15 protein-coding genes, 2 pseudogenes and 1 riboswitch are annotated in these 17,805 nt (G+C 68.3%); of the genes and pseudogenes, 5 read left to right on the top strand and 12 right to left on the bottom strand.

The window, feature by feature from the left end; genetic code table 11:
* Positions 1 to 792: 792 nt before the first annotated feature.
* From ACIA73_RS39240 to ACIA73_RS39230, 3 genes and pseudogenes are all read right to left on the bottom strand, one after another.
* Complete coding sequence (locus ACIA73_RS39240; RefSeq protein ID WP_399443769.1) at positions 793 to 945, bottom strand: hypothetical protein; 153 nt, start codon at positions 943 to 945, stop codon at positions 793 to 795.
* Positions 946 to 1,059: 114 nt separating this feature from the next.
* Positions 1,060 to 2,339, bottom strand: a pseudogene (locus ACIA73_RS39235) (IS701 family transposase).
* Between the two features lie 536 nt (positions 2,340 to 2,875).
* Positions 2,876 to 3,163, bottom strand: coding sequence for a hypothetical protein (locus ACIA73_RS39230; RefSeq protein ID WP_399443768.1), 288 nt, complete (start codon positions 3,161 to 3,163; stop codon positions 2,876 to 2,878).
* Between the two features lie 49 nt (positions 3,164 to 3,212).
* Between ACIA73_RS39230 and ACIA73_RS39225 the strand changes: the two genes are divergently transcribed.
* Positions 3,213 to 3,503, top strand: a complete 291-nt coding sequence (locus tag ACIA73_RS39225) for a hypothetical protein (RefSeq protein ID WP_399443767.1) — start codon at positions 3,213 to 3,215, stop codon at positions 3,501 to 3,503.
* A 37-nt stretch (positions 3,504 to 3,540) separates the two neighbouring features.
* On the opposite strand, the gene ACIA73_RS39220 is transcribed toward ACIA73_RS39225, so the two are convergent.
* Complete coding sequence (locus ACIA73_RS39220; RefSeq protein ID WP_399443766.1) at positions 3,541 to 3,756, bottom strand: hypothetical protein; 216 nt, start codon at positions 3,754 to 3,756, stop codon at positions 3,541 to 3,543.
* A 326-nt stretch (positions 3,757 to 4,082) separates the two neighbouring features.
* Positions 4,083 to 7,409 (bottom strand): GDSL-type esterase/lipase family protein, encoded by a 3,327-nt coding sequence (locus ACIA73_RS39215; RefSeq protein ID WP_399443765.1) that lies wholly within the window; start codon positions 7,407 to 7,409, stop codon positions 4,083 to 4,085.
* A gap of 602 nt (positions 7,410 to 8,011) precedes the next feature.
* On the opposite strand from ACIA73_RS39215, the gene ACIA73_RS39210 reads away from it, so the two are divergent.
* Both ACIA73_RS39210 and ACIA73_RS39205 read left to right on the top strand, forming a co-directional pair.
* Positions 8,012 to 8,560, top strand: coding sequence for a hypothetical protein (locus ACIA73_RS39210; RefSeq protein WP_399443764.1), 549 nt, complete (start codon positions 8,012 to 8,014; stop codon positions 8,558 to 8,560).
* A 195-nt stretch (positions 8,561 to 8,755) separates the two neighbouring features.
* Complete coding sequence (locus ACIA73_RS39205) at positions 8,756 to 9,574, top strand: tetratricopeptide repeat protein (protein ID WP_399443763.1); 819 nt, start codon at positions 8,756 to 8,758, stop codon at positions 9,572 to 9,574.
* Positions 9,575 to 9,692: 118 nt separating this feature from the next.
* Here ACIA73_RS39205 and ACIA73_RS39200 read toward each other — a convergent pair whose 3' ends face one another.
* Complete coding sequence (locus ACIA73_RS39200; RefSeq protein WP_399443762.1) at positions 9,693 to 9,947, bottom strand: hypothetical protein; 255 nt, start codon at positions 9,945 to 9,947, stop codon at positions 9,693 to 9,695.
* A 277-nt stretch (positions 9,948 to 10,224) separates the two neighbouring features.
* Positions 10,225 to 10,311: riboswitch (ZMP/ZTP riboswitch) on the top strand.
* Between the two features lie 23 nt (positions 10,312 to 10,334).
* On the opposite strand from ACIA73_RS39200, the gene ACIA73_RS39195 reads away from it, so the two are divergent.
* The gene (locus ACIA73_RS39195) at positions 10,335 to 11,201 is read left to right on the top strand and encodes a bifunctional 5,10-methylenetetrahydrofolate dehydrogenase/5,10-methenyltetrahydrofolate cyclohydrolase (RefSeq protein ID WP_399443761.1); all 867 of its coding nucleotides are present in this window, start codon (positions 10,335 to 10,337) and stop codon (positions 11,199 to 11,201) included.
* Positions 11,202 to 11,307: 106 nt separating this feature from the next.
* Here the strand turns inward: ACIA73_RS39195 and ACIA73_RS39190 are convergent.
* Positions 11,308 to 11,925, bottom strand: a pseudogene (locus ACIA73_RS39190) (transposase family protein).
* 94 nt (positions 11,926 to 12,019) lie between these two features.
* On the opposite strand from ACIA73_RS39190, the gene ACIA73_RS39185 reads away from it, so the two are divergent.
* Positions 12,020 to 12,574 carry a hypothetical protein gene (locus ACIA73_RS39185; protein ID WP_399443760.1) on the top strand — a complete coding sequence of 185 codons (555 nt, stop codon included), beginning with the start codon at positions 12,020 to 12,022 and terminating at the stop codon, positions 12,572 to 12,574.
* Positions 12,575 to 12,635: 61 nt separating this feature from the next.
* Here the strand turns inward: ACIA73_RS39185 and ACIA73_RS39180 are convergent, their stop codons facing one another.
* The 5 genes from ACIA73_RS39180 to thiE all read right to left on the bottom strand — a co-directional run bounded on the left by ACIA73_RS39180 (position 12,636) and on the right by thiE (position 17,711).
* Positions 12,636 to 13,865 carry a glycoside hydrolase family 64 protein gene (locus tag ACIA73_RS39180; protein WP_399443759.1) on the bottom strand — a complete coding sequence of 410 codons (1,230 nt, stop codon included), beginning with the start codon at positions 13,863 to 13,865 and terminating at the stop codon, positions 12,636 to 12,638.
* Between the two features lie 285 nt (positions 13,866 to 14,150).
* Entirely contained in the window at positions 14,151 to 15,548 is a 1,398-nt protein-coding gene (locus ACIA73_RS39175) for a purine-cytosine permease family protein (RefSeq protein WP_399443758.1), read from the bottom strand.
* Entirely contained in the window at positions 15,545 to 16,234 is a 690-nt protein-coding gene (tenA, locus tag ACIA73_RS39170) for a thiaminase II (protein WP_399443757.1), read from the bottom strand. Before tenA ends, ACIA73_RS39175 begins: the two co-directional genes overlap by 4 nt.
* A gap of 5 nt (positions 16,235 to 16,239) precedes the next feature.
* Positions 16,240 to 17,076, bottom strand: a complete 837-nt coding sequence (gene thiD / locus ACIA73_RS39165; protein ID WP_399443756.1) for a bifunctional hydroxymethylpyrimidine kinase/phosphomethylpyrimidine kinase — start codon at positions 17,074 to 17,076, stop codon at positions 16,240 to 16,242.
* Positions 17,073 to 17,711 (bottom strand): thiamine phosphate synthase, encoded by a 639-nt coding sequence (thiE, locus tag ACIA73_RS39160; RefSeq protein ID WP_399443755.1) that lies wholly within the window; start codon positions 17,709 to 17,711, stop codon positions 17,073 to 17,075. The genes thiD and thiE overlap by 4 nt, the downstream gene beginning before the upstream one ends.
* Between the last annotated feature and the right edge of the window lie 94 nt (positions 17,712 to 17,805).

The following is a 17,805-nucleotide window of genomic DNA, read 5'->3' as shown; positions in this document are numbered from 1 at the left end:
GATGAGACGTCGAACACCTCCCTCAACGGCACGGGAGCCCTGTCCGTTGCTCACACCGGCCCATCACCCGATCAGTGGCCACTCTGAAAACACTCGCTGTTTCATCCCGGGCTGGGGTGTCCGCGCTCATAGCGCCACCGACCTGCTTTTCCAGATCGCCTTCTGCTTCAAGTGCCACGGTGCCCGACTGTGGGGGCCTGCTGTGCCGGGAGAGCTGGAAGGTATCCACGGCTTTGATCCGGACAGCCCTTCGGCCCTCGAGCTGCTTCGACGGTTTCGCGGCTCCAGGTTCAGCCGGCTGCGAAAGCTTGCACGATGCAGTTGAGGGGGAGGCGTGGTCGGGCTCTCCGGATTGACTGCGGTGGGTCTTTCTTCTCTGTCACGATCCTCGGGTTGTGCTGGTTGAGGGCGAGGAGTGAGAGTGCAGGAATCGAAGCGTGTCCATGCCGAGCAGGTGCTGGTCGCTGAACTTCAGGAGCATGTGGATCCGGGGTATTTGACCGGGGTGAGTCTGAGTGTCACGCCGGGGGCTGCGGGGAGTGGCGGGGAGACCGTGCGGGTGACTATTTCTGGCGTGGCACGGCAGGAGGTGGCCAAGCAGATCGTCCTCCTTGGGCGGAAGTGGCAGGGCAAACGCCTCTCTCCGCCCGGGGTGCTCCTTGAGGCCGTGGACACGGGGGCCTTCGCCCCTGGTGGTGGTCCATCCCGCTGACGGGAAGGAACAGCCGGGCCGCCTCGTTCAGCAGGACGAGCTCCTGATCCGGTGTGGAGGACCGGGTCCGCCGGGAGTACCTATATCTTCCTGCGGCCCTGGTGCATGGCGTGGAAACGTTCGACGGCCTCAAGGTCGAAGGAGTCGACCCGGTCGGCGGTCATGGCCTTCTCCGGGAAGCGGGAGTCCGCCGGCTGCTGCTCGCGCTGGCGTACCAGGTGCCGACGGTCCATTTGCCGGCCACGCTCTAGTAGGACTCCGTTAGGTCTGTTGTCGCCCTCTTCGTCTGGTTCGGCGGGAGGGTGGCAGCGGGCGGTGGCAGGTGGTGCAGATGCCGGTCCAGCACCTCAGCAAGTCCTGGAGGTTGTTGAGGGCTTGGTAGAAGGTGAGTCCCGGGTGCTTTTGGGTGGAGCCGTTGTTCGGTGAGGAAGGCGTGGGCTGCGGTGGCGAGGGTGATGTGGTGGTGTCATCCGGGCCGTGAGCGTCCCTCGAAGTGGTCCAGGTCCAGGCCGTGCTTGAGTTCGTGGTAGTCGTGCTCGATGCGCCAGCGGCGTTTCGCCCAGCGCACCAGGTCTGTGATGGGGGTGTCGGCGGGGGAGGTCCGAGAGCCAGTACTCGGTGGGCGCTTCTGCCCCGTCGGGGCCACTCGGTCAGCAGCCACAGATCCGGCAGTACTCCGTCCCACCAGCCCTGTTCGGAGGAGGCCCGCGCTTTGATGGGGCGCTCGACGGCCTTGCCGGCCGGGCGGATCCGTAGGGCCGCGAACTTTGAGCGCATCGGACCGCGGGAGCCCTGCCGCCAGGTCACGTCTGTGAACGTAGAGCGTCCCCGTCCTGTGGCCAGTGAAGCCACGGAGAGCGCGGGCTGCCGGTAGCGGGGCTGGGGCCAGCACCCAATTGCCCCCTTGCGGGGCGGTGCTAGGGGCAGGGTGCCGAAGGCGTGAGCCGTCACGTCGGAGCGGATCGCCAGCACATAGTGCAGGCCCCGTGCGGTGAGCGCGGTGCGAAAGCGGGCGTTCGTGCCGTAGGCGGCATCGGCGACAACGACCTGCGGGGCCAGTCCCCACTCGGAGACTTCGTCGAGGATGTCCAGGGCCAGCAGCCACTTCTCACGGTGGCCGACTCCTGCCGGGACCTGTGTCTTTGCCCTCCGCTTGTCATCGTGTGCCCATTCCGCAGGCAGGAGCAGGCGCCACTACAACGGGCAGGAAGCGGTGTCCGTGACGGTGCGGACGCTGACCGCCACCTGGCAGTTGGCCCGCTTGCCCAGGGCCCCGCAGTACGTGCGGGGCGACTCCGACCGACATCCGGCCGTCCTTGGGGAACGAAACGTCGTCGATCGCCCAGGCAGCGGGCGCGATCTGTGCCGACATACGTATGGCGAGCCGGTGCTGCACCGGCAATGGGTCCCACGGCGACTGGTTCACGAACTGCTGCAGGTTCTGCTCGTTACCGTCCGGCAGCCGTCCCGCCATGGCCTGGATCGGCTTCCGGCGCCCGTCGAGCATCAGCCCACGCAGATAACAGTCACCCTCGTCCCGCTGATCCCGGCGGGGCGCCGAGGAGAAAGCGTCAGCCACGAACTCCGCCAACTCACAGCGCAGGCCGTTCACTTGCCGCATGTCCACCCATCCAGCATGCTCCCGAACAGCACGAACGAGAAGACCTAACGGAGTCCTACTAGGTCTGTCTGGCAAATGATCACCGAGCGGCTGCGTGCCTGGTCCAATCACCTTGCCGTCCTGACGACAGCCAGTGATTCTGGGCAGGTGTCAGGACAGGGGAAAAGAAGGCGGCGGCAAGAGGACGCACGGCAGCGGCTTGCTGCCCGCACCGCGCTGGACGCGGGAAGGTGGGAAGTCGTCGTTGAGACACGGGACCAGGCGGAGATGCGTACGCGGTTGCGCCGTCTTCGGGATGCAGGAGTGGACGGGTCGATGATCCGGATCGACACGCTGTGTGGGCGCCTGGAGCTGCCGACCACCTACCGGCTGAGCCGTTTCGTAGCGGACCCCACGCGGGAGTCCGAGTACGAGCACTCTGATCATTGATCATGCGGCAGGTCGAGGCGAGTTGACGGAAGCGGCGTGGGAGCGAATAGAGCTCCTGCCCCCCCGCGGGCGAATGGCCGTGTTCTCGGCGCGGCCGATCCACTCCAGAGTGGTCAGCGAGTTCTGGGTGGGTTCGGGGATGGTGGAGTCCTCGGCCTGCCAGGAGCCCAGAGTCTTGCCGGTGGGAAAGTTCGCCGAGTGCCGGCGAGGACGCCGGTGGCCGCGTCGCGGCCGGTGACCTCCTCGGCTATCAGCAGCCGCAGGACCTCGGCGGGATCCCAGCGTTGAGCACGGGCGGTGGCCAGCACGTCGGGGGCGGCATTGCGCATATAGGGCAGGCGCATCCGGCGCATCAGCTTGTCCAACTCCTCGGGCAGGGGTGGGGCCTGGGAAAACGTCACAGTCGTACATTCCTTCTCTGGTCGAGGTAGCCGCCGATAGGCTCCGCGGGTGATTAATCTGGCGGTGCGTGGTGAGAGCGGGAACATCGAGGCCCGCGCCAAGGCCGGTGTGGAGTGGACCGCTGCTTTTGCGGACCTGGACCCGGCGTGCTTCCCGATGCTCTTCGCCCTGACTCCGTACGGGGACGCGGTGTTCAATCAGCGGCAGATGCCGCTGCTGCTGGCGGAACTCGACCGGCTTCCGGCCGCCTGCGGTGGTGAATGGGTCGCTCAGGCCCGCGAGTTGTGCCTGGTCGTCGAGCGCGGGCAGCACCTGTATCTGTGGTTCCTCGGCGACTGACCCCGCTCGGCTGGGCTCCAACTGCCCTGGGTGATGACTACTGGCCCAGGGCCTGCCAGCCGATGGTTCCGTTCTGGACGGAGTGGGCTTCGTCCGCCCGGACGACCTCGCCGGCGGGCCTGCTGTCGGCGATGTGCCCCAGGATCGGGAGCAGGTCGTCGTCGGCGCAGCGCCCGGCCGTGGCAGCGAGTCCGAGGGCCTGGTCGTCTCTGTCGTTGCCCAGAAGGGTGGCCAGCTCGACCGCGCGGGCCATCTTGGCGCGGATGCGGATGCGGATGCGGATGCGGATGCGGATGCGGGTGGCGCTGGCGGGTCCGGCCTCCTTGAGCCAGCGCCCGGCTCCCGGACCGATGCCGACGAACGCGATCTCCGCTTCCGAGCGGGGCCGCAGCCTGGGCTGTTGGTTCTGAGCCTGGGTGGTGCTCGTCGGCGAAGCTGGAGGACGTCACGGCCAGGGCGGTGGTGCCGAGGGCGCAGCCCGAGGATGCCCGGGGACGCTGGACACGACAGCGGCACGCCTGCCACCCGCGGCGCGCACACCGACGGACCGCGCAGACCGGGCCCGTCGGTGTGCCTGCGTCAGATGCGGACGCGGATCGCGGGACTGCCCGTGCCCGTGGCGATGACGCCTCGGTTGGTCCACTTCACGGACGGACCGGTCCCGGTGGTGTTCTCGTAACCGCTCAGGGCGCCATTGGGAGCGAGGACGAGGTACTCGGCCCTTGCGTCGCCCGTGACGTCGGCGAAACGGATCTGGTCGCCGGTCCAGTTGGCGGAACCGGTGGCGACGTAGCCCTGGTAGACCCACTTGAGTGTGCCGTCTGCGGTGGTGGTGTTGGTGTAGCCCTGGGTGGCCCCGTTGTCGGAGACGACGAGGTAGTCGGCCTTGGCGTCGCCCGTGACGTCGGCGAAGCGGATGTCCTCGGCGGTCCAGTGGGCGGAGCCGGTGGCGACGGTGCCACGGTCGGTCCATTTGACCGTGCCATCGGCGGCGGTGGTGTTGATGAAGGCACGGACGGCGCCCTGGTTGGAAACGATCAGGTAGTCGGCCTTGGCGTCGCCTCCGATGTCGGCGAAGCGGACCTGGGTGTCGTTCCAGGCGGCGGACCCGGAAGCGATGGTCCCGATGTCCCGCCAGCCGCCGCGGCCGTTGCCGCCCTCGTTCACCAGCGCGCGTACGGCGCCGTTGGGGGCGAGGACGAGGTAGTCGGCGCGGGCGTCGCCGGCCACGTCGGCGAAACGGACCCGCTCGCCGGTCCACTGCGCGGAACCGGAGGCGATCACGCCCTGGTCCGCCCACTTGACCGTGCCGTCAGCCGTGGTGGAACTGGTCCAGGCGCGGACGGCACCGTTGTCCTCGACGACGAGGTAGTCCGAGCGGCCGTCGCCATTGATGTCGACCCGGTAGTCACCGGCCGTGGCCGGGGTGCCGGTTCCTGGCGGGGCGGGCTTGACGGTGACGTTCTCGTCGATCCACTTGTTGCGTGCGGCGGTGATGACGCCGCCGTGGAAGGAGGCCGCCATCTTGCGGTAGCCGCGGTCGTTGGGGTGCAGGTTGTCGTCGAGGTCCGCCACGGTCAGCGTGCTCATGCTGACCTGGGTGATGCGGTAGCCGCGCTGTGCCCGGTCGGCGACGATGCCGGGGATGGCCCGGTTGTAGGCGTTCACCCGGGCCTGCACCGTGCGGTCGGTCGCCGGGACGAGGGAGGCGACCACGATCGCGGTGTTCGGAGAGGACGCGTGGATCTGGTCGATGAGCCCGGCCAGTCGCTGCGGGGCGGTGCCCACCTGGTAGTCGCGGTCCATGTCGTTGGTGCCGATGTGCAGGAGGACCAGGTTCGGTTTGGCCTGCTCCATCCAGCGTTCGATGTTCGCGGAGATCTGGTCGATGCGCCAGCCGGAGTGGCCCTCGTGACGGGTGCCGTCGGTATCGCGCATGGAGCCGACGAACTGCACGTCGGGGGCGTCCTGCACCAGCATCTGGGCCAGCGCGGGCCGGTACCCGGTCCGTCCGCCGCTGCCCACCCCCAGGGTGATGGAGTCACCCAGGGGCATGACGGCCAGCTTCTTGAGCTCGTCGTGGGGCGGCGGGTTGGGCACTGCGGGAACGGTGGGGTCCCCGGTGGGCATCAGGTCGTAGCGGGTGGAGTTGTTGTCGCCGACCGTGAGCGGGGTTCCTTCGGTGACGGGCTCTGTCGAGTTGCTGCCCACGGCTGCGCCGGAGGAGGGGTTCCAGATCTGGCCGTCCAGGAACTGCCACGACATGCGCTGTTCGGCCTCGGGAGTGCTGCCGGCGGTCGGGCAGGCCTCGGTCTTGGCCATCGCGTGCCCGAGTATCGGAATGAGGCTTGAACTCAGGCACTTGCCCGACACCATGCTCACCAGGTACATCGTGCCCGCCACGGCGGTGGACGCGCGCAGGAGCCACTTCTCGTACGGGACGCCCGCGTGGTCGCTCAGGCGGCCTTCGACGACCCGGTCCACCGCGATGTCCTCCCGCAGGTACCGGAGGCTGTGTTCACTGGCGAAGTACACCGGCTGGTTCACCTGCACCGGGAACCCGCCGGTGTCCAGGTGCTCCAGGTCCACCTCACCCACCGACCAGGAAGCGGAGGGTTCGGGCTCCGTGGGAACGGGCTTGCCCATCGACAGCTGGTGGTTGGTCCCCCACATGGTCAGGCGCTCGCCCCGGATGTTGCGAATGAGATCACCGTCGATACGCCACAGGAACTGCTCCGGTGGATGACTGGAGCTCGCCCTGTCCAGATTCCCGACCACTCCGAAGTCCCCTGAGATCAAGGAGAGCCCACTGGCCTGATTCACGAGGTGGAAGTAGTCGTGCTCGCCGGAGCGCGTGGCGAAATTCAGCGAATAGACCTGGGACGTGGCATTCCTGAACTGTTCGCCGTGCGGGGTGCTCAGCGCTGCGACTCCGGTGACGGCGAGGTCGGTGTTGTTGTTCACGAGGGCGACGTGCCGGGAGGGCTCCGCTCCTCCCCGCGGACTGCCGAACATCACCGAGTGGTGGTCGCCGCCCGAGTTGCCCCAGGTGCCGGTGGCCCGTTGCCACGCGGCCTGAGGGGCGGAGGTGATCATGTAGTCCAGGGTGCCCCCCGAACTCTGGGTGGGCAGCAGGTTGCCCCTCTCGTCGACCGCGGCGATGACGGTGGCATCGAGGTCGGTGATGGTCTGGTCGTTGTTCAGAGTGTTCGGTCCCCGGTTGAAGTCCCCCAGTACGGCCCAGTCCCAGTTCGGGCCGAGCGGTTCGACCTGCGCCGCTATCTCCGCGACCATGTCCTGCGCCGGATTTCCGGCAAACGCATCAGCGTGATACGACGCGTACGCCATGAAGTTCTGGGTGTTCCCCTGGTGACCGTCAAGCAGGACCAGGGCATTTCGCCTGCTGCCGGCAGCCGCCACGTCCAGGGCGCGGTTCACCCGGGAATCGGTGACCATCCCCAGCGGAATGTTCTGGGGGTGTGCCGTATTGGAGGTCTGCAGCAGGTAGAGGTAACGCACTTCCGGGAACCGGCTGCTGCCCACGTTCCACCGGTACTCGGTCACGTTGGGCGGCAGTGCCGGGAGCTGGCCGGTTCCGCCCCGGTCGGTCAGCTGCGTTACGACGCCCTGCCCGCGGTCCGGGGGTGCGGGGACCCACCAGCCGTTGGCGTCGTTCCTGCGCGGGACTTCCTGCAGAGCCACCACGTGGTGGCTGCCTGCCAGAGCCTCCACACGGCCCCAGACTTCGCTCTTCTGCTGCATGTTCTGGGTGGCCACCCAGGTGTTCCGCGGCTCTGGCAGGGCCGCCGCGTCGGTCGCTCCGGTCATCACCGCGACCATGCTGCTCAGCAGAGCCAGGACACAGACCCAGGCGGTCCGCCAGAACGGGCCGCGCACCCCGGCCACCGGTCCGCTCCGTCTGAAACGTTCCTTCTCGGACCTTCGCACGCGCGCGGACCATCCGCGGCGTACGGCAGCATTTCCTGTGGCAGGCATGGGGGATCCCCTCATCGAAAACATGAACAGCGGCAAACCGGCCGCCGTATCAGGCGACGGAGCCTTCTCTGAAGAAGTCAGCCGGGTCCGCGCACGTTCGGGCCGCCCCCACGGCCGTATGCCGCGGAGATCATAGGCATGCGCCACTAACGCCCCACTAACGATCACCCCGCGCGGAAGACGGGCCTGCCGGGACCGATGCCGAGCCCCGTCCGCGCGCACGGCCCAGCATGACCGCTCCGATCTCCACCATGCCTGCGCGCACCCGGCCCAAAGAGCCTTAGCTGCAACCCGATGAGTGTGGTGATCCGACGTCGCCACTGCGCTGGACGGTGAGGGAACCGTCGGTCGCGGCCTTTGGGGGATGCTCGACGCTGAGGCGAAACAATGTGCCCTGGACCAGGGAGAGTTCCCGCCGTGGTCGAACCGGGCCGAGGGGTGATGTCGTTTCGTGGGGGTGTAGTTGAGGGTGTAGTTGAGGGTGAGGTGACTCCCGTTGGACACACCTGACAATGGATCTTGATGATCCTGGAAGGTGTAGCTCCACATGGCACGGCCTTCGAAGCGCAGTGCGTAACGAGGTGCGGTCCCGGCTGGCCTCGAAGCCGTTGTACCGTCGCGCAGCCAAAGCCGGGAACGTGGGTGCCGCCTGCCTCCTGGGCATGCTGCTCCACGAAGAAGGGGACGAGGAAGCTGCTGAAAAGGTACTGCGCGAGGCGGCCAAGTCGCGAACGCCCCAGGCACTCCGGGACCTGGGGTATTTCCTCCTGCAGACCAACCGCCCGGAACAGGCGCTGATTCCGCTGCGCCGGGCGGCGGAATCCGACGCGGCCGCGGGCGCACTCGTATTACTCGGTACGGCTCTGGAATGGACCGGGGAGACCGAGGAAGCACTCCGGTGCTTCACCCGTGCCGCCCGGTCGGATGACGAGGACGCGCCGTTGGCAGCCGCTCGCCTGCTCATTACGGAAGACCGCGATACGGAAGCCGAGGTCTTCCTTGGGCCCGCCGTCGCCCAGGGTGTGCCCGACGCACTTCATCTGCGCGGGGTGATCGCCTAAAAAGCGGGAGACCGTACGACCGCTCGGCCCCTCCTCCAAGAGGCATACGACAAGGGGTGTAAGGACGCGGCCTACGACCTGGGGCGTCTCGAGTACGAGGAGGGCCAACAGCAGAAGTCGTTCTTCTGGTACACGAAGGCCGCGGAAATGGGTAGGTCGCATGCCTTCCTTCAGCTCGGTGTCCTGCTCCACAGCGTGAGCGAGCAGGAATGCCGGAAGCTCACCGGCCGGAGCAAGGACGAGGCCGTCTTGGCCGCCTTCCAGGAAGCAGCCGACCGCGGCATTGCGCAGGCTCACACGGTGATGGGGGAAGTCCTCGACGCCGCCGGCAAGAAGAAGAGAGCCGAAGCGGCCTACGCGAAGGGGGCTCGAGAAGGGGACGCCGACGCGTGCTTCGCCATGGGCGTTATCCGGGAAGCCGCCGGGAAGCGGCAGGAGGCGAAGGACTTTTACCGCGAGGCGGCCGATGCGGGGCACGTGGTCGCCTCCTTCAACCTGGGGAACTTCCTCTACGACGAGGGAGACACCAAAACGGCCGAGACCCTACTGCGATACGCCGCTTCCTCTGGGTACACGATGGCTGGCTATCATCTCGGAATTCTGCTGGCGACCCACCGCTCGGCACAGCACAAGGAGGCCGAGCAGCTGCTGCATGACGCCGCGAAATCGGGAATCGTGGAGGCGCACGCCAAGCTGGGCTGGTTCTACGCCAAGAACGACCAGCTCGGCCCTGCAGAGAAGCATCTGCGTCGGGCGATGCAGGCGGGGATCGCGATCGCCGCGTACCACCTGGGGCTCCTGCTGGACCGGCAGGAACGGAGCCGAGAGGCACGCGATGCCTTCAACGAGGCCTACCGCCTGGGTTACGTCGAGAACGCCCATGCCCTTGTCATCGTGGCCAGGGAAGAGGAACTCCTGCTCGGGTACAAGGCCTCCGCCTACAACGGCACGCCTCCGTCGCACTCGGGCCCCCGGCCGGAACGCCGTCGGTGGGGCAGTCGGCGCAGGAACTGAGCCGGGAGTCGTTGCGGTGGGGCTCGAATCGGCCCCACCCCCCCCGTCTTCGATGAGGTTCGAAATCCGACCGCGCCCCGCCCTCGTTCTCGGAGACCACGTGGCGCAGCTCAAGGTGTCACCGATGGCGGCAGTGGGTCATGCCGTCGGGGATGGCCCAGGAGTCGGGCACGACCACGGGAGGCGCACCAGGCTGGCGCCCGCCGGTGTAGCGGGTGGTGGCCCGGCGGTTGGTGGTCCCGAGGGGTTCGCGGGCCCAGGTGGCCGGGCGGGTGGTGTCGGGGGAGAGGACCCAGCGACCGCCCGTTTCGGCGCACTGGGCGATGTGGTTCAGCAGGCTGTGGGCTGTGCCCGCCGGGTCGTTGGTGCGCATGGCAGGGGTGTGCGCTGCCCGGTGACGGTGATTTCCACCGTGAGTGTGTCCCGCGAGTGGTCGATGGTTTTGATGGCGTCGGCGTTGACCGTGGCGGAGGCCACGCACACCCGCACGTTGCGTTTCGGCATGGGGCGAGCCGGGCGGGCCCACCCCCGTGATTCCGCAATTCACCGCCAGCCCACCGCCGTGCTCCCGCGCGCCACCGCCGGGCCCTCGTGAGTAGGTGTCTTTCAACTTCCCGCTCCTGATCAGCGGAAGAGTGCCACTAGAGTGGTGCGCGGGCCGTGACTGGCGCTGAGGTGGAGCACCACCGGGGAGCGGTCTGACGAATCGGTCGATGCCGTGCGCCTGGGCGAGTGGTCAGCGACGCCTGGAGGCGACCCCATGTCCCAGACACAGACAGCCCGGCTCATGGACGGCGTTGGCCTTGCCCGACGCATCGTTGAGGAGACGTCAGGCAAGGCGACAGAGCTTGCGCGACGTGTCGGCGTGGCGCCTTGCCTCGCAACGGTGCTGGTAGGTGAGGATCCGGCTTCGGTGACATACGTCCGGATGAAGCGGGCCCGCTGCGCGAAGGCGGGCATCGAGTCCCGACTTGTCAGCCTGCCGGCCGCCACTACAACCGCTGAGCTGGTGGAGACCCTCCAGTCCCTCTCGCGGGATGCCGGAGTGCACGGCATCTTGCTTCAGCACCCCGTAGGCCCTCACATCGACGAGCGGGCGGCATTCGAGGCCATCGCGCCGGAGAAGGACGTCGACGGGGTCACGATGAACTCCTTCGGGGCGATGAGCTTCGGACTGCCTGGATTCGCATCGTGCACCCCTGGCGGGATCATGCGGCTCTTGGACGAGTACGAGGTCGATCTTGCAGGTCAACACGCCGTTGTCGTGGGTCGCAGTGCGATCCTCGGCAAGCCCGTCGGAATGCTCTTGCTTGCCCGGGATGCCACTGTCACCTACTGCCACTCCCGTACGACCGATCTGGCCGCGATCGTGCAGGAAGCGGACATTGTTGTGGCGGCCGTGGGAAGGCCTCGGCTTATTCGCGGCGCAGACGTCAAGCCAGGGGCCGTCGTGATCGACGCCGGATACAACCCCGGCAACGTGGGCGACGTTGACTTCGACACTGCCCGCACTCGTGCCGGCTTGATCACGCCGGTCCCTGGCGGGGTCGGCCCCATGACCATCGCAGTCCTGCTGGCGCAGACGGTCGACGCGGCATCCATCCAGCTTGGGCTGGCCGGCCGATGAGGAGGGCACCCTTGATTTCGGCGTGGACGACAAGCGGCTAAGGCTTGTCCCGTAACTGATCTTGAGGTCGATTCGGCAGCTGTCAGCGGCGATGAATCTTGCCTTCCTATCCTGCGAGGGCGAGGTTGTGCAGGCGGGCAACGCCGAGCATGGCGTGGTGTACACCATCGCCTTTGAGGCGGCAGTCGCGGAGGATCTTCCAGCTATTCATGCGGACGAAGGCGTGCTCGACACGAGCGCGGACCTGCTTTGTGGGACTTGTTGTGCGCCTGCTTCCAGCCGGGGAGTTCTTCGCCTTTGCGGCGCCGGTGGGGCATCACAAGGCCGGTGCCCGGATAGCCGCCGTCGGTGATCGTCATGGTGTTGCCGACGGCGGCCTTGGTGCCGGATTCCGCCCACGACTTGCAGTTGTTGCGGTTGCCCGGCAAGGGGAGGCCGATAACGACGACCAGGCGGCTATCTGCATCGATGACCACCTGATGGTTGGTCGGTCCGCAGTCGACTTGGATACACCGAACAGCGGAGCGAGCTGACGGAGCGTCAAGTTCGTGCGCCAGTAGGCCGCGACCAGCAACAGCCGGTCCTCCAGAGGCAGGCCCCAGGGCCGTCCCCGGCGGACGGGGCCGATCTCCTGGCGCCGCAGTACGGTCACCAGCTTGGTGAACTGGCGGGGGCTCAGGCCGGTAAACGGGGATATCCAGGACGGCTCCGACGCCGTGATCACCACACCGGGATCATGACATCAGATCCGCCCGGCGCCGACACGATCGTTGCAGCTACGCTCCACTGCACAGCCGATGTTAGGCAAGGGGGAGATCGTGAACCGACCACTGCTGTTCCTCGATGTGGACGGGCCGCTCAACCCCTTTGCGGCCAAACCAGAGAAGCGCCCGTTCGGCTACACCACACTCAGGGTGCCCCGGGACAGCGAGACCCCAACGGAACACGGAGGACTCTCGCCCCGGCGACGGCCCCTGCGGGTCTGGCTCAACCCTGAGCACGGGCAAGCCCTGCTTCGGCTCGACTACGAGCTGTGCTGGGCCACCACATGGAGGGACGACGCCAACCGGTGGATCGCCCCGGTGCTCGGCCTTCCCGAACTCCCCTTCGTCGAGTTCGGCGACGCCCTGTTCCAAGAACGCCCCGACGGAGTCCACTGGAAGACCGGTCCCCTTGTGGACTACGCCAACGGTCGTCCCTTCGCCTGGGTAGACGACGAGCAGAGCGATCTCGACGAGGCGTACGTAACCGCCCACCACCGGGGTCCTGGGCTTCTCCACCACGTCAACCCGCGAATCGGTCTGCGCGAGGACGACTTCCACACACTCGCCGATTTCACCCGGTCACTGAACACCACACAAGCCACCGGCTGAGCACGCCACCACCCCATCAGAGAGCTCTGCACTCGGCTCCGCGATCATTGCGGGACAAGCCTTAGTTGAACGGATCCAGCGTGATGTACGCCTGCTGCGGGTTGCCGTCGTGCACCAGTGACTCGTGCGCGCCGACGTCGTCGAAGGCGAACCCGTACGCCTTGCCGTCCGCCATCTGGGCGTGGATCTTGGCGGAGTAGTGGTTGGTGACCGCGTCCTTGTAGAAGTTCGCGTCGTCAGCGTCGGGCTGGTTGGGGTTGCTCAGCAGGGTCGAGCGGTTGTAACCGGCGCACAGCGTACGGGAGATGGGGCCCCGGACCAGGTCGTTCGGTGCGTCGAGGAGCTTGTAGCAGCCGAAGACGCTGTCCGAGTCGGGCTTCTGGAAGCTGGTGACGACCGCGCCGGAGGCGTCGGTGAAGTTCATGGTGTTGCCCGAGACCCGGCCGAAGTACTTCACGGACGGCTGGTCCTTGAACGGGGTGACCGTGAGTGCCTGCGAGGAGTACTTGCTCCACACCCGGTTGACGTAGTCGCTCATGACGTTGGCGGGCAGCGCCCCGGCCTCGATGCCGTGGCCCGGCGCCAGGGCCCTCAGGACCGTGCCGTCGGACCGGGTCCTGATGAGGCCGCCCCAGCCGCCGGGCTGGCTGCGCAGCGAGGAGAGGAAGGCGTTGTAGCCGCCGGGCTTGAGGTGGCCGGTGGTCCTGGTCGAGCCGTCGGGGGTCTTCACACCGACCGCGTAGGGGGCGGAGAACATGTCGACCTGTGTGCTGTTGATCCACAGCCCGGAGCCGTTGAGCGTGTACTCCGTCCAGTTGAAGAGGATGCTCGCGTTCGGGTCGCTCGGGTTCTGCACCGCGGGCTGCACCAGGCCACCTGTGGCCAGCTTGAAGACCAGTTTCTGTCCGTACGAGAAGTAGACCCGGCCGGAGAACTTCGGCATCCGGATCGTCTTCGCCTGGCCGCTCGCCGGGCCCTCGATGGAGGCCTCCGGTGCGGGTGACGGCGGATTGGCGCCGGCGGGCCACGGATGGAAGGCGCCGGATGCGTCGGCCCAGCCCTGGCGGCCGGTCGAGAGTTCGGTGCCTATGACGTAGACGTGGACCTGTTCGCCGCGGCCGGAGTTGTTGGTCAGCGTGAGCGGGATCGTCGCCGGAACCGCGGCTCCGGAGGCGGGAGTTGCCGGTGAGGCGGCCAGCAGGCCTCCGGCCAGGGCGAGCGCTGCGACGAGCGCGGCCGCCCTGCGGTGGGGGCGGGGTGTGGGGGGCACGGGGGGTTCGTTGGCGGACAAGCTCTTCCTCCTCGGTGGGAAGGCCAGTGGGGGGAGCTGCCGGGAGGCCCTCTCTGGTTGAGAGCGCTCTCAGTGCATTGCCTGGAAGTTAGCCATTCGCCAGGGACGCGTCAACGCATAGGTACGGACCTTCGCGATTCCTTCGCCTGAGCGAGGCGACGCGGCCGCCCCCCCCGGCACTGCGTGCCGACCCGGAGACCCGCCTACGGGTCGGCCGTCACCGGCACCTGTCCGGCGGGGCCCACCCGCGTCGACGAACGCTGCGGTGAACGATGCCCGTGCCTGTCACCGGCCCGGGCGCGGCCCGCGCGAAGCCGAAACGTGCCGTCGCCTGCGGCCCACCGTGAGTGTGGTGAGAGCGGCCACCGCGAAGGAGAGCAGGGAGGCGCTCATCCAGGGCTGGACGGTCAGGCCCACCGCGTCCTGCAGTCGGACCCAGAAGTCGGACCAGCCGGCGATGTTCGTCGGTGCGACCAGCTGGTAGGTGGCGAAGCCGAGCGCCCAGGGCGCCAGCATGACCCAACGGGTGGGGGCCTGTTCGGAGACGTCCCAGGTGCGGTGTCCGCCGAGTACGAAGAAGTCCACGACGAGGACGGCGAACATCGGGATGAAGACCGCGCCGATCAGGTACAGGAAGCTGGCGAAGCTGTCCATGTTCACCAGGAGTGCCAGGCCGGTGGCCAGGGTGCCGCTGACCAGGCACAGAACGCGGCGGTCCACCCGGGGCAGCAGGTTCTGGGCGGAGACGGCGGTGGAGTAGACGTTGGCGAAGGACTGGTCGACCTCGCGCAGCACCAGGACGCCGAAGCAGATCACGCCGACGCTGGTGGCGGTGAAAGGATCGAAGACCTTGTACGGATCGGTGCTGTCGAACGCGATCATGGCGAGCGCTGCCACGCCGAGGACCGAGCCCGCGATGCCCGCGAGGGTCTGGCCGACGACCAGGCCGCCGAACGCCTCCTTCTCGCTGCGGGAGTGCCGCGAGTAGTCCGCGACCAGCGGCAGCCAGGAGATCGACACGGCGATCACGCTGTCGGTGGCGAACCAGAAGTCCTTCCAGGAACCGCCCTCCATCGGGATGCCGCGCCCGGCCAGGTCCCAGCCCAGGTAGAGGATGGCCAGGACGACGGCGATGGTGACGTAGCGGCGGATGATGCGCAGGGCGCCCAGCGGGCGGAGCGTGAACGCCGTCGTCACCGCGCCCGCGACGAGCACGTACAGCCAGCCGGGCCCCGGGTCCCCGAAGGCCTGGCGGGCCAGGATCTTCAGCCCTGTGGAGATGACCACCAGCTCGAAGACGGCCCAGCCGACCATCTGCAGCACGTTGAGGACGGTGGGCAGGTACGACGCCTTTGCGCCGAACAGGCCGCGCAGCAGCACCATCGAGGGCGCTCCGGTGCGGGCCCCGGTGATGGCGGCCAGTCCGAGGGCGAAGGTGCCGATCAGGGTGCCGACGACGGACGCGGTGACGGCGGCGGCGAACGACAGGGTCGGACTGCCGGTGCCCAGGGGGTCGAGGACGACCAGCATGCCGCTGAAGCCGAGCAGGCTCACTCCCAGGTTTGCCCAGAAGGTGCCTTGGTCCCAGCCGGACAGGACCTTGGGCGTGGGCTGGTCGAGGGTGAGCGGCGCCTCGTTCGCCGGGGCAGGCCCCGAGGTAGTGGGTTCGGTGCCGGTCGTCACTTCGCGGGCTCCGCATCCTGGGCGGGAGCGGTCCCGAAAGGCCAGGACTCGACGCGCCAGGCGGCGTCCCAGAACATCCACTCCCAGGTGGAGGCGGTGGTGAAGACCGTACGCATCCGTGCCCGGGTGGCCGGGTCGGCCTGGTCCGCAAGCCGGTTGACGATTCCTCGGGCGTGCGCGGTGGCGGCCTCGAACTCCTCGTCGGCGTACGTGCCGATCCAGTCGCCGTAGGGGTGGGCGGCGAGGTCGCCGGCCTGTTCCAGCAGCGCCCGGCCCACCTCTGCGTAGATCCAGAAGCAGGGCAGTACCGCGGCGGCCAGCTCGGCATAGCCCTGGGTGTGGGCCACGGAGAGCAGGTAGGAGGTGTATCCGGTGCAGGTGGGGGAGGGGGTCCAGGCATCGACGTCGACGACGTTGCTCTGGTGCAGGGAGCTCTCGACGACGATGGCGTCGTGGGCGTGCTGCGCGAAGAACGCGATGTCCTCGGGCCGGTCCGCCTTCGCGGCTGCGCTGGCCAGCGCGCGGGCGTAGTCGCGCAAGTAGTGGGCGTCCTGGGCCAGGTAGTAGACGAACTTCTCCCGGTCCAGGGTGCCGTCGCCGAGGCCGGTGACGAACGGCAGCTTGTCGATGGCCGCACGTATCTCGGCCGTGGCCATCCACAGCTCGTCGCAGAAGGTGGTGGTCATGGGGCTCAGCTCCAGTACTGGTGGAAGTGGTGGACGGGGCCGTGACCGCGGCCGACACGCAGGGTGTCGGCCGCGCGCAGGGCCCCGGTGAGGTACTCCTTCGCGGCGCGGACAGCGGTGTGCCAGTCGTCGTGCTGCGGGCGGAGGGCGGCGATCGCGGCGGAGAGGGTGCAGCCGGTGCCATGGGTGTTGCGCGTGTTCACGCGGGGTGCGGACAGCTCGGTCACGTCTGTGCCGTACGTCACGTCTGGTCTGTACGTACTGTCGACGAGGATGTCGACGGACTCGGCGTCGTGCGTGTGGTGGCCGCCCTTGAGGAGGACGCGCCTGGCACCGGTTTCGAGGAGTGCGCGGGCCTGCTCGACGGCCTCGGCGCGGTTCCTTGCGGCGGCGGCGCCGAGAAGGTCACCGGCCTCGGGAAGGTTGGGGGTGATGAGGTCGGCGAGGGGCAGGAGACGGTCCCGCAGCACCGCCACCGCATCGGTCTCCAGAAGGCGGTGACCGCTGGTCGAGACCATGACGGGGTCGAGGACGACGTAGCGCGGGCGGTGCCGCTCCAGGGCGTCCGCGACGGCCGCGGCGAGGGCGGCGTCGGCCAGCATTCCGATCTTGACCGCGTCCACCGGGACGTCGGCGAAAAGAGTGTCGAGCTGCTCGGTGACGAAGGCCGGGGGCACGGTGTGGATGCCGGTGACGCCCTGCGTGTTCTGCGCGGTCAGGGCCGTCAGGACTGCCGTTCCGTACGCCCCGTTCGCGGAGAACGCCTTCAGGTCGGCCTGGATCCCGGCGCCGCCCGAGGGGTCACTGGCGGCGATGGTGAGGGCGATGGGCGGGGTGGTCACGAGGAGACCTCCTGGCGCAGGGCGTGGACGAGGGAACGGGCTGCGGCCTCGGGGTCGCGCTGCCCGCATACCGCGCTGACGACGGCGATCCCGGCCGCACCGCTTCTCACGACCGCGGCAGCCTCGGACACGTCGATGCCGCCGATGGCCACGCAGGGCAGCAGGCTCTCCCGGACGATCCGGGCCAGGCCGCCCGGTCCGAGCGGGGCGTCCGCGTCGGGCTTGGTGGACTGCGGGAACACCGGGCCGACCCCGAGGTGGTCGACGGCGTCCGGCACGTGCGCCAGCTGCTCGGGGCGGCTGACGGACAGGCCGACGTACGCATGGGGGCCGAGCAGGCGCCGGGCGGTCTCGGGGGAGACGTCCCGCTGCCCGAGGTGGACGCCGTCGGCGTCCAGCCAGACCGCGACGTCCAGGCGGTCGTTGACGATCAGGGGGACGCCGGTGCCGACGAGCTCGGCCTGGATCGCCCGGCCGAGCGAGAACAGCGTGCGGGCGTCCGCGTCCGAATCGCGCAACTGGACAGCGGTGACACCGCCCTTGACGGCGGCTGCCACGGTGGCGGCGACACCACGGTCGCCGCAGAGGCGGGTGTCGGTGACGAGGTACAGGGACAGGTCGAGAGAAGGTCGCATGGGTGGGTCCTTGGTGGTCTCCCTGCCGGGGGGGGCATGGGAAGCGCATCGGGAGGCACAGGGCAAGGAAGGGCCCTGGCGTGCAGGAACCTTG

Source organism: Streptomyces sp. NPDC051561 (genome assembly GCF_044454195.1).
Taxonomy (GTDB): domain Bacteria; phylum Actinomycetota; class Actinomycetes; order Streptomycetales; family Streptomycetaceae; genus Streptomyces.
The sequence above is the reverse complement of the archived record's forward strand: the minus strand, read 5'-3'. Positions and strand labels throughout refer to the sequence as shown.